Source organism: Pseudomonas sp. PDM10 (genome assembly GCF_014852295.1).
GTDB lineage: Bacteria > Pseudomonadota > Gammaproteobacteria > Pseudomonadales > Pseudomonadaceae > Aquipseudomonas.
Genome location: NZ_JACVBJ010000001.1, coordinates 688426 through 700462, shown reverse-complemented (window position 1 = coordinate 700462; position 12037 = coordinate 688426). Strand labels below are relative to the sequence as shown.

Below are 12037 nucleotides of genomic sequence, written 5' to 3'. Positions count from 1 at the left end.
CGTTGGTTGGGTACTGCGGCTTCCGGCCCTGGCAACCGCCGGGTATGGCCTAGAGAACCTTCGTAATAGTTATCGTCGGGAATGCAGGTTGCTTGAGGGCTTTTTAAAAAAATATTGCCATCACACTGCCACCCCCTAAAAAACAAAGGCTTAGCGCCCCCTGACCACCCGAAAAATGACGTCATAAAACCGTCCGGCGCCCAAACACCCAAAACAGAGCCGTCACCCGGTCTTCAAACCTGCACGTTTCCCAGCAAATCAACCAGTTCGTACTCCATGAAGTCAGCCAGCCCCAGCCAATCCTGACGCTCCTGACAGGCCAGCATATGGGTGAGCACCTGCGCCCACTGCTGCTGGACCTCCCGGGACGCCGTCGACAACAGTCGCTGCGCCTCGTCGAACACATCAACCATGGTTAACGCCGCCTCTACATCGCGGCCCAGCCGAAACAACCCTGCACACTGGCGGCATTCGTTGACGCATTGCGACAGCGCACTCACTGTACGAACTCCTGATTGAACTGCGTGCCGGCAATCATCGCGCCGGCCCGACTGCTGTTAAAGAAGCGCACCTCGGGGTGACCGACGATGTAGCGCTCCAACTCACACAGATAACTGCGAAAATTCAATTGCGTCCTGACCCGCCGCCCATGCCCGTCGCGCACCCAGTGCCTGGCCTGACTGACCGCCGGCCCTAGGTCACCATCACTCCAGCCCGCATGGGTCTTGTTCATCGGGAACGCAAAGTCGGCGCCGAACAGGGTGATGCACCCCGCCCCCATTTTCACTGCCAGATCCACGGCCGGATGAATCACGCTGCCGCCCACGTACAGTTCCGCCCTGGGGTGCTGTTGGCGCAACGTGGCATAGATCGGGCTGGCCGAGTAACCGCCATAACGCTTGCCCTTCCAGGCGCTCAATACCTGCGGGTCACTCATAGGCAAGTACACCAGCGGGATGCCGTCGGACGCTTCGAAAGGCAAGTGTCGAAAGCTGATGCGCTGATCAATGCTCACCACTAGATCAGGCTTGACCCCGTGTTCGCGCAACGGTCGATAAGCCGTGTCGACACAAATAAACAGAGGTCGCAGTGTCTGTTCACGTATCGCGGCCAATTGCTCGAAATGCCCTTCCAGGCTAGGGCCGGTGCCAATCACATAGATTTCCTGACCCGCGCAAGTACCGAATAACTGCGCGACATCGTCGTCGGCGAGCAGCACTTCAAGGCTGTCCTGCAAGCGCTGGAGAATCAACGGGGATTGCGGATCGAAATCGCGGTTGTTGAAACTCAGATGCACCTCACTGACCAGACGATCGCGAATCTTCGCGTTGAAGTCGTCTGCCAGCACCATCTCGGAGGGCAGCGCAAAAAACGGTGTGTAGATATCCGTGTGATCACCGGCATACAGCAGTTCCACGCGCGGATCGTCGAGCCATTGCCGCTGGTCGAGCAATTGCAACACCAACACAAACAGGGCGCCGTTGAGGATGTGGATATACAGCCGCTCAAGCTCGGCACGCTCCAGCAGGACATTCGGCAAGTCACCCAGTCCTGTGCCATAGACATGCAGTTGCGCCTTGCTCGTTGGCAGACTGGCCGCCTGCACACGGGCTTCACGGACACGATCATGACGACTGGTGAGTTGAATGCCGCCAATACTCAGCGTAGAAACCAGCCCCTCGGACAACTCGGCATGGATCGCCGCACTATCTTCAAGCATCAATCTCGTATACAGCATTGGCCAGCGCCGTTCTATCACCCGAGCATTCTCGTCAAAGCTTTCGCTCATGCTGTCTCGCTCTTTTCACAGGCAAAAAAATAGCGCTCAAGATTACACCTTGAACGCTTTTTTTGTGCCTGGCTTTTAGTGGTTCAAGGACGATAGATGATCGCCGAACCCCATGACAGACCAACGCCGAAACCGCTCAATGCAACACGTTTCCAGCTGGAGTCCAGGACATGCTTTTCCAACAGCAACGGAATGCTCGATGACACCGTGTTGCCGGTCTCGACCATGTCCTTGATGAACTTCTCGGGCTCACCTTCAAAGCGTCGTGCCACCGCGTCGACAATCGCAGCACTGCCCTGGTGAATGCAGAAAGCATCGATATCGTCGGCCGTCAGGCCTGAGTCGCCCAGCAGCTCATGCAAATGCGCCGGGACTTTGAGCAACGCAAAGTTGAACACCTGACGGCCGTTCATGTAGAACACGCCATCGGTGACCTTCAGGTGCGGTGCGCCGGAACCGTCAGTGCCGAATTTGGCCTTGCCCAACTGCCATGGCGCGTCTTCGCCCATCCAGGTGGCGGTAGCCGCATCACCGAAGAGCATGGTGGTGTTGCGGTCTTCCGGATCGACGATTTTCGAGTACGGATCGGCAGTCACCAACAGGCCATTCTTGAGGCCGGCGGCTTCCATGAACCCCTTGATTGCATAGATTCCGTAGACATAGCCGGAGCAGCCCAGGGAAATATCAAACGCGGCGACCGTGGTCGGCAGTCCGAGTTTGTCTTGAACGATGGCCGCTGTGTGCGGCAGGCCTTCTTCGTCGCCGTTCTGAGTGACGACGATCAGCACGTCGATGGATTCACGGTTCAAATCGGGATTGTTGGCGAACAGCGCATTGACTGCTTCGACACACAGGTCCGAAGTTTCCTGCCCGGCGTCTTTACGCGGCAGGAAGGCCGAACCGATTTTGCCCAGGATGAATTCTTCATCCTTTTCGAACTTTGCACCTTGTGCGTAATTGTCCACGCCGGCTACAGGAACGTAGCTCGCAATGCTCTTTATGCCAATCATTACGGCTTCCCAATAATAAACAGCCCAATACCACCGCTCGCAAGGAATCGAGGGGCGCCGACAAACAGAGAAAAATGTCGCCCCGAGGGAGCGACAGACGGGAAGAATAAAAGGCTATCACTGGGTCAAAAAGACACCAGGCGCCACCTCCCCGATTAATACAATACAGTGAAGATGCGCGTTATGACTCGCAGGTCACTCTATTTTGCCGAATCAGCCCACAACAGGTTATTCGACCAACGACCAATCCAACGGCGTACCACGCTTGATGGCCTGGCGGGCGCGGCGGCCCAGCAGGCTTTCCGCGTGTTTAGGCGCCAGCCCAAGGCCGGGACGAATCGCCCGCAGATTGGCGGCGGTGAAGGGCTCACCGGCAGCCATGTCCTGAGTCACATAAAGCGAACGACGGTACACCAGGGACTTGCGCTCGGCTTCGGTCACGCCGTAATGCACATGGCCCATGGCCTGCCAGGCGCGCTCGGTTTCAATCACCAGGCTGGCCAGCTCCGCAGGTTCGAGGGAGAAACTGGCATCCACACCACCCGCGGCACGGTCGAGGGTGAAATGTTTTTCCACCACCGTCGCCCCCAGTGCCACCGCGGCGACAGACACTCCCACACCCATGGAGTGATCGGACAGGCCAACTTCGCAGCCAAACAATTCACGCAAGTGAGGAATCGTCCGCACGTTGCTGTTGGCAGGCGTCGCGGGGTAAGTACTGGTGCACTTGAGCAACACCAGATCCTTGCAACCGGCCTCGCGGGCAGCACGTACGGTTTCATCGAGTTCAGCGATGCTGGCCATGCCGGTAGAAATGATCAATGGCTTACCGGTCGCAGCGACCCGACGAATCAATGGCAGGTCGGTATTTTCGAAGCTGGCGATCTTGTAGGCCGGTACGTCGAGGCTTTCGAGGAAGTCCACTGCGGTGTCATCGAACGGTGTGGAGAACGCGAGCATGCCCAGTTCTTTGGCCCGGGCGAAAATTGGCGCGTGCCATTCCCACGGTGTATGGGCCTTCTCGTACAACGCGTACAGCGAAGAACCGGCCCAGAGACTGTTAGGGTCCTTGATGAAGAACTCACCTTCGGACAGGTCCAGGGTCATGGTCTCGGCGGTGTAGGTTTGCAGCTTCAGGGCATGCGCTCCGGCCTTGGCCGCGGCTTCGACGATCTGCAGCGCCACATCAAGGGACTGGTTATGGTTGCCACTCATCTCGGCGATGATGAACGGCGGCGCATCGGCACCGATGGAACGATTGCCAATCTTGAAGCTAGTCATTGCGGTGATCCTTCAATATGCGCGTGAACGCGCAAGCACGCTGGGTAAATCCTGCTTCGCGAAACAGCTTCAGCGACGGCTGATTCGCCGGCAACACTTGAGCGGTGATGGCCTGCAGTTGCGGCCAGTGGGTGGTCACGAAGGCTTCGCCCCGCGCCAACAGCGCCCTGCCCCAGCCCAGACCAAAGCGGCCGTCAAACAGATAAATCGAGACGTCTGCATTCACCCCATGAAGGTCGTAACGCAACACACCGACCGGGCCATCGCCCGCCTCGGCGATCAACAGCAAGCGCTGCTCGCTGTTCAAACTCGCCGCCAGCCAGGCCAGGTGTGACGGCCAATCGATAATGCGGCTGTCCAGCGACCAACGCCGTACAGCTTCGGCATTGCGCCCTTCGAACAACAATCGTGCATCGTCCAGAGTCGCCTCGCGCACCGGCAACATCGCACCGACCAGCGCTGCCGCCACCCGCTGCGCTCCACGGCCATCGACTAACTGCCGGGAACGTTTGGCCAGGCTCTGACGCAAGCCCTGATTGCCCGCGACAAAACCGATGGCCTGGCGCAGTTGCTCGACACTGACCTGCTCCCGCGCCCCGAGGAACACATGGGCGCCCGCGGTGGCCATGACCTCACCGTTGGTTTGTTGATTGTTGGACACGGCAATGCAAATCGCCGGGAGCCCCATCGCGGCCCGTTCCCAACTGGTCCCGCCACCGGCACCGACAAACAGATCGGCCTCGGTCATCAACCGGTAAAAGTCGCTGACAAAACGCTGCAAGCGCCAGTTCGGACGATCGACCGCCAATGCTTGCATCGCGTCCCACGCCGGGTTGTCGGCACCGGCCACAAAATCGACTTCCAGCTCAGCGAAGTCCATCAGCGCCAGCATCGCGTGATGGGTCTGCATCGCTGCATCAAAACCGCCGAAATTCACCAGCACACGCCTGGCCTCAGGCTTGATTTCAATCGCCGGGCAGCAGAACTCCTCGCGCAACATGGCGAAGTGTGGGCCAAGCAAGGTCTGGCAATTCGGCTTAAGCAACGAAACGTAAGCCGCTGGCGTACCGGAGAGATTCTGGTTGAGCAGCAAATCGACGCTGTAGGTGCGCGTCGCCAGATCGTCCACCGCCGCGATCCGTGGCGCCCAGCGACGGGCAGCGGTCTGCCACTGATGATCGAGGCCGTAGTGGTCGACAATGATCCAGTCGAAGGCTGGGTGGTGGTCCAGCGCTTGCCCCATCGCAGCAATATCCGCCTGCCACGGCAACATGGCTTCGATGGGCTGTCGCGGGTCTTCTTCGGGATAACGATCCGGCAGCTCGAAGGTTTCAAAACCCTCGGCATCGAGACTCTCGAGCCGATGGCCCGGCAAACGGCGACAGGCAAACGCCACGTGCACGCCCTGCTGGCGCAAAACCCTGGCCAGGGTCAGGCAGCGGGCAATATGACCGCTGCCAATGATCGGCGAGGCATCGGCGCGAATCAGCACTCTCATTGCAATTCACCACCCGCCTGCAACGCAGCGTAAAGGTACTCGGCGCGCGTCCAGTCTTCGGGGGTATCGATGTCTTGCACCAGGTAGCGAGGCAGAATCACCGGCAGGCTTTGCGGCGAATACACCACATCGCCGCGCAACCAGGCGTCGCTACGGCCCCAATAGAACTGCCCGGCATCCTGATAGGCCGGCGGCAGGTCCTGTGAGCGTGTCTCGCGAAACTGCGGGTACAACGCGGTCAATGCGCCCTCATCATCAAGGGTCAGGGCACGCTGCACCGGAAATCCGAAATCGCACACCGAGAACGCAAAAGACTTGGTAGGATGCAGCGCCAACAGGTTCAGACCCTGTTGCAAAAATCGCGTTTGCAACAGCGGTGCCGTGGCATAGATGCAACAGGCGTAATCAAAATCGTGGCCCTGTCGATGCAGTTCTTCGAGGGCATGGGCCACCACTGCCGCCGTGCCGGTGAAATCATCAGCCAAGACCGCCGGCCGCATGAATGGCACCTGCGCACCGTAAGTCCGCGCCAGTTCGGCGATTTCGTCATCGTCGGTGCTGACCACCACCTGGGCGAACAGCCCCGAATCGAGGGCGGTTCGAATCGAACGGGCAATCATCGGCACGCCGTCGAACGGCTTGAGATTCTTGCGCGGTATGCGTTTGCTGCCACCGCGGGCCGGGATGATTGCGACGCTGTTCAAGGGCGTTTTTCCAAAAGGAACCAGGTGACGTCATCCACAGGGAATTGCCTGTCGCGGTGGTAGCCGAAACCATAATCCACCAGCTGCAAGTCATCATAACGATCGAGCATTTCACCGGCAAAATCACGTTTGAACAACTTGCCACTGTTACCGCGATACGAGACTTCGACAGGCGCCGGGTTGTAGTACTCGGCGATCAGAATATAACGCTGACTCAATTCATACAGCTGCGCATACGCCGCCGGCAACAGCTCCGGCGCCAGATGAATCAGTACGCCTTTGCTCAGGGTCAGGTCAAAGCTGCGTTCACGGGGGAAATCGAACAGCGAACCGTGCCAGATCTGCGCAATGCCCAGTGCCTGCGCCTGGGCACACGTGCTGGCATTGATTTCCACGCCGAACAATTCGCATTGGGGCAACAACTGATGCAATGCCTGCAAGTTGTTCCCTGCGTTGGTGCCTAGCTCTACCAGGCTTTCAATTCGCCCGGCCCGCGTCAATGCCTTGGCAAACAAGGCGAGGTTGGCGGCTACCAGTGCTTGCCCGACATTGCGGTCGACGTATTGGTTACCGAAATCTCCTTGCCAGAATTTTTCCTGCTCACTCAGTTCACGCATCGCACACTCTCATTTCAAGCACCGCACCTGTGGGAGCATTCATTCGGTCAGCCGCCGCAGTTGCTCGACCACGTAGTCCTGATGTTCATCGCTGAGCAATGGATACAGGGGCAGGCTGATGGCCTCGGCGTAGTAACGCTCAGCCTGCGGAAAGTCACCCTCGGCAAACCCCAGGTCACGGTAGTACGGCTGCAAGTGCAGCGGGATATAGTGCACATTCACACCCACACCGGCAGCTCGCAAACCCTCGAACACCTGTCGATGGCTGAGGTTGATTCGATCGAGTTGCAGGCGCACTACATACAGATGCCACGCCGATTCCGCCTCTGGCTGAGGGCTGGGCAAGGTCAGCGGCAAGTACGCCAGCAAGCGCTCATAACGCGCTGCCAGTTCACGCCGGCGTTCGATGAAGGCATTCAGCTTGTTCAACTGCGACAAACCGAGAGCGGCCTGCAGGTCGGTAATGCGGTAATTGAAGCCCAGTTCAATCTGCTGGTAATACCAGGGGCCGTGGCTGGGTTCGGTCATTTGCCCGGGGTCGCGGGTCATGCCGTGGCTGCGCAAACGTTGCAGGCGCTCGGCCAGGTCCCGACGATTGGTCAGCACCATGCCACCTTCGGCACTGGTGATGATTTTCACCGGATGAAAACTGAACACCGTCATCGCCGCGAAATCACCGCAGCCCACCGGCCGCCCGGCATAGGTCGCACCGACCGCGTGAGAGGCGTCTTCAATGATCGTGAAACCATAACGCTCGGCCAGTTCGGCGATCATCCGCATATCGCAGCTCTGCCCGGAGAAGGCCACCGCCACCAGGACTTTGGGTAGCGTGCCGTTGTCCTCCGCCGCTTCCAGCTTGGCTTTCAGGGCGTAGGCATCGAGGTTCCAGGTCAATGGGTCGATATCGACGAAGTCCACCTCGGCACCGCAATAACGACCGCAATTAGCCGAGGCCAGAAAGGTGTTTGGCGTGGTCCACAAACGGTCACCCGGCCCGAGCCCGGCCGCCAGGCAAGCGATGTGTAATGCTGCCGTGGCATTACACACCGCCACCGCGAAATCAGCCTGGCAACGCTCGGCCATGGCCTGCTCAAAACGCTCGATGGTCGGCCCCTGGGTCAGCCACTCGGACTGCAACACGGCCACTACCGCGTCAATGTCCGCCTGATCAAGACTCTGTCGGCCATAGGGAATCATGCCGACAGTTCCGCATGCAGATCGACGATCTGGCCGAGCGACAGGAAATGCGGATTGGTGTCAGAGCGGTATTCGAAATCTTCGCTCACCGGCCTGCCCTGTTCGCCCAATTTATCCACGGCAAAATCCACGTCGACGCTGGTGAAGCGGATCGACGGCTGGATCGTGTAGTGATCGGTGAATTCCAGGGTCATGCGCGCATCATCCAGCGGCACCATCAGTTCATGGAGTTTTTCTCCCGGACGAATCCCCACGTGTTTGTGCGGCAAGTGATCGGCCATGCCCAGCGCCAGATCGACAATGCGAATCGACGGGATCTTGGGAACGAACACTTCACCGCCATGCATCCGGGCAAAGCTGTCGAGCACGAACTGCACGCCGTGATCGAGGGTGATCCAGAAGCGTGTCATGCGCTCGTCGGTGATCGGCAGCTCTGTCGCACCTTCGGCAATCAGCTTGCTGAAGAACGGCACTACCGAGCCTCGTGAACCGGCAACGTTGCCATAGCGCACCACGGCAAACCGGGTCTGCTGTTCGCCGGCAATGTTGTTGGCGGCCACGAACAGTTTGTCCGACAGCAGCTTGGTCGCACCGTACAGGTTGATCGGGCTGGCCGCTTTGTCGGTGGACAGCGCGACCACCTGCTTGACACCATTATCGATCGCCGCCGCAATGATGTTTTCCGCGCCATTAACATTGGTACGAATGCATTCGGTCGGGTTGTACTCGGCGGCGGGCACTTGTTTCAGAGCCGCGGCATGCACCACGTAATCGATGCCGCGCATGGCCTGGCGCAAACGTTCGGCATCGCGCACATCTCCAAGAAAATAGCGCATGCACGGTGCGTTGAACGTCTGCTGCATTTCGTACTGCTTGAGTTCGTCGCGCGAGAACACTACCACGCGCTTGGGCTGGTATTGCTCCAGCAAGCGGCGGATGAAATTGCGCCCGAACGAACCGGTGCCGCCCGAGATAAAAATCGATTTACCGTTGAACATGCCGTGAATCCTTTTAGGCAATCAGCTTTGCCCAGTTGATCGGAGTACTTTCGCCCAGGGAGAACCCCTTGCCCGTCAGCGACAGATTGGCGTTATAGGCCGAGTCGTGCGCAAAGGCTGCGCTCCACTTTTCACGCAAGGTTTCAAGGGCCTGCGGCGCTTGAGGCACATTGCTGCAATGAAGAACTTGCACCTGCGGCGTCCACACGGTCAGGTAACCAGCCTGACCAGCCTTGAGGCACAGGTCGACGTCGCTGAAACCTTCGGCGAACGCCTCGCTGTCCAGGCCACCCAGCGCGTCGAAGAGTGCTTTGCGCACCATCAGGCACCCCTTCGACACGGCCGAGTAGTTCTGCTCTACGACCAAACGTTGCATATACACGCTGGCATCGTGGCGCTCGCCAATGAAGGGCGAACCGACACTGCCATTGAGCCCAAGAATCAGCCCGGCGTGGGAGACTTTGCCGTCGCGACCCACCAGCTTGGCACCGACGATGCCCACTTCCGGACGCTGGGCGTGGTTGAGCAGCAATTCGATCCAGTTCGGATGGACCACTTCTGCCTCAGTCGCCATCAGCACTAGGTACTCGCCCTGCGCCTCTTGGCTGGCGGCGTTGTACAACGCCACTTCGCCCAGCGGCTGATCGGCATACAACACCCCCACCTTGGCGTTCTGCAACATGCCCAGCCAATCGTTGACAGCGACCGATTGATTCGGATTTGCCGCAATCAGCACTTCATAGCGGGTGTAACGGGTTTTGAGCAGAATCCCTTCCAGGCAGCGCCGCAGCGCCAGCAGATCATCCCCAGCGGGCACGATGATCGACACCATCGGGCGCTCGGAGTGACGGTAATCAACCTGATAAGTGCCCGGCACCTCAGAAGTGATCATGGCCTTGTAGCCACGGTTGCCCAAATGACGCAGCAACGCCTGACGTTCATGGGCGTTTTCTTCCAGAACCGGAGCCTGGGAAATCAGCAACGGCTCGTCGAGGTGGGCCAGACCGCCGAGGCCGCCCTGCTCGATGATGCGTAGCAGCAGGTCGAATTCCAGGGCTTTGCTGAAGTCGGCCTCATAGCCACCCACATCGATCAGCACGTCACGACGGATCAACCAGTGCCGGGCCATCAGGGCCGGAAGGCTTTGCAGCAGGTCAAGGTTAAAGCCTGGGCGGAACACATCCACCAGCGAACCTTCAGGGGTGCGCTGGATTTCGTCGGTGGCCACCGCGCGGCAATCCGCAGCAGACATCAACTCCAGGCTGGCGCGCAACAAGCCGCTGGCGGTGAACTCATCGCCAGCCGCCGCCAACAGCAGCCACTCGCACCGTGACTGTCGGGCACTCTGGTTCAGCTTGTCGACAAAGTTGTTTGGCGTGACCCGGACAAAGTGCAAAGTGTTTTGTGCGGTGGTCGCAGCGGGTGGTTCACCCGTAGTGAACACGACGATTTTAAAAGCCTTGCTGCGACCTTCGACCAAGCTGTCGAGGGTGACCTGTAACTTGTTAATGTCGTTGTCCAGGTCCAGCAGGAAAATGCCGAACTGCGGGCCGCCGTTGTTGGCCGCCAGATACCGGGCAATCGACTCGGTTTGCTGTGCATCGGGCTGACGCGGTTCCAGCCACTGGAGCAAACGGCCCGACTGCATGGTGTCAAACGTTGCGTGATGATCCACGACCGACAACGCCTCAAGACGCGCGATCCAGTCACGCATACTCTGTGCCTCGTCTTCCTCGCCCAACAGTTCAAGTTGTGCTGCCAGACGCTTGACCACGGTGCGATTGAACGCATTGCGGTCGTAAGCCTGCCACAAACGGTCAACCACACTTTCCGGGGTGTCGTTGTTGCGTGCGCGCAGCAAGTGCTCTTGCTGGGTCCACACACCTTCCAGACCTTCCAATTGAACACGCCCGGCCGGCATGGCGTGTAGCATGAATTCAAACTCGGTCAGGAGGTCGAAAAACACCGGATTGTAGAACGGCATTTCGACGTACTGCTTAGGCCCGAAACGACGGTCCGGGGCCTTGAGGGCCTGGTTCCAGGTGGACTCGAAGATCAGCTCTGCGGTCAGCGACCGTCCCGTGACCAGGGCGTCGGTCATGGCTGCGAAACTCTCCAGGGCAAACGCCTTGCCCTGTTCGGCGTCAAGCCCCTTGATCCCGGTGGGCAACGAGGCCAGGAGTTCGGCAAACGCTTCGCGCTCAGCCACCGATTTGGCGTCGTTATAGGCCAGCGAGTGATACACCTCGGTGCTGTGCTCGGAGTGACCGTAATTGATCTCGCGCACCACGTAAGCGATCGGCAGGATACGGGCCTTGGCGCTCGCCAGCATGTAGTACACGTGACCGATTTCCTGCCACTGAAAGCTGGTGCCCGGCGGCAACAGCGAATACCAGGATTTCATCAGCGAGGTGCGCGTTACCGCATAAAACGGCGGCACGTAATGGCGCATGTAGTCCACCACGCGATCCTGAGGTCGATCGGAGGAATAGTCCTCGTTGACTTTCTTGTCGCGGCGGAAGTAACTCACGCTGCCGCGCAAGGCCAGGTACATCAGGCAATAACCGTGGCACATGCCGTAGTCGTGGTTTTCCTCTAGGAAGCCTACCGACTGGGACAACGCATCGTGCACAATGAAATCATCGTCGGCCGCCAGCACCATGTAAGGCGTGGTCACTTGCTCCACGCCATAGGCCAGTTTGGCCTGGAAGCCGTCGTAGGCAAACTGCGGCACGTGCTGGTAGTCCGCCTCAAAGAACTCGCTCTGGAGAGGCTCGGCAGCGGAATCGAGCACCAGGACCTTGCAACCCAAGGTGCTGTAATACTTGATCGCCCTACGCAAAAAAGCCGGACGGTTGTGGGAAATCAACACCACCGTCAGCAATTCATTGAGTGGCAATGTGTACTCGGAAACGTACTTGCCTTGCATAACTTCTCCCCACA

10 protein-coding genes are annotated in these 12037 nt (G+C 58.9%); all 10 read right to left on the bottom strand.

Translation table 11 applies throughout. The annotated features are described in order from the left end of the window. Window positions 1-233 precede the first annotated feature (233 nt). The 10 genes from IB252_RS03305 to IB252_RS03260 all read right to left on the bottom strand — a co-directional run bounded on the left by IB252_RS03305 (window position 234) and on the right by IB252_RS03260 (window position 12023). The gene (locus tag IB252_RS03305; protein ID WP_192406782.1) at window positions 234-500 is read right to left on the bottom strand and encodes a hypothetical protein; all 267 of its coding nucleotides are present in this window, start codon (window positions 498-500) and stop codon (window positions 234-236) included. Then, the gene (locus tag IB252_RS03300; RefSeq protein ID WP_192406780.1) at window positions 497-1789 is read right to left on the bottom strand and encodes a motility associated factor glycosyltransferase family protein; all 1293 of its coding nucleotides are present in this window, start codon (window positions 1787-1789) and stop codon (window positions 497-499) included. Before IB252_RS03300 ends, IB252_RS03305 begins: the two co-directional genes overlap by 4 nt. An 83-nt stretch (window positions 1790-1872) precedes the next feature. Beyond that, entirely contained in the window at window positions 1873-2799 is a 927-nt protein-coding gene (locus IB252_RS03295) for a ketoacyl-ACP synthase III (protein ID WP_123364537.1), read from the bottom strand. Between the two features lie 228 nt (window positions 2800-3027). Beyond that, on the bottom strand, window positions 3028-4080 hold the full coding sequence (gene pseI / locus IB252_RS03290) for a pseudaminic acid synthase (protein ID WP_192406778.1): 1053 nt from the start codon (window positions 4078-4080) through the stop codon (window positions 3028-3030). After that, complete coding sequence (gene pseG / locus IB252_RS03285; RefSeq protein ID WP_192406776.1) at window positions 4073-5578, bottom strand: UDP-2,4-diacetamido-2,4,6-trideoxy-beta-L-altropyranose hydrolase; 1506 nt, start codon at window positions 5576-5578, stop codon at window positions 4073-4075. The genes pseI and pseG overlap by 8 nt, the downstream gene beginning before the upstream one ends. Beyond that, entirely contained in the window at window positions 5575-6282 is a 708-nt protein-coding gene (gene pseF, locus IB252_RS03280) for a pseudaminic acid cytidylyltransferase (RefSeq protein ID WP_192406774.1), read from the bottom strand. The genes pseG and pseF overlap by 4 nt, the downstream gene beginning before the upstream one ends. After that, entirely contained in the window at window positions 6279-6899 is a 621-nt protein-coding gene (locus tag IB252_RS03275) for a pseudaminic acid biosynthesis-associated methylase (protein WP_192406772.1), read from the bottom strand. The genes pseF and IB252_RS03275 overlap by 4 nt, the downstream gene beginning before the upstream one ends. 39 nt (window positions 6900-6938) lie before the next feature. Beyond that, window positions 6939-8096, bottom strand: a complete 1158-nt coding sequence (gene pseC / locus IB252_RS03270) for a UDP-4-amino-4,6-dideoxy-N-acetyl-beta-L-altrosamine transaminase (RefSeq protein ID WP_192406770.1) — start codon at window positions 8094-8096, stop codon at window positions 6939-6941. Further along, window positions 8093-9094 carry a UDP-N-acetylglucosamine 4,6-dehydratase (inverting) gene (pseB, locus tag IB252_RS03265; protein WP_192406763.1) on the bottom strand — a complete coding sequence of 334 codons (1002 nt, stop codon included), beginning with the start codon at window positions 9092-9094 and terminating at the stop codon, window positions 8093-8095. Before pseB ends, pseC begins: the two co-directional genes overlap by 4 nt. 13 nt (window positions 9095-9107) lie before the next feature. Beyond that, a complete protein-coding gene (locus IB252_RS03260; protein WP_192406754.1) occupies window positions 9108-12023 on the bottom strand; it encodes a TIGR00180 family glycosyltransferase in 2916 nt (971 codons plus the stop codon). Between the last annotated feature and the right edge of the window lie 14 nt (window positions 12024-12037).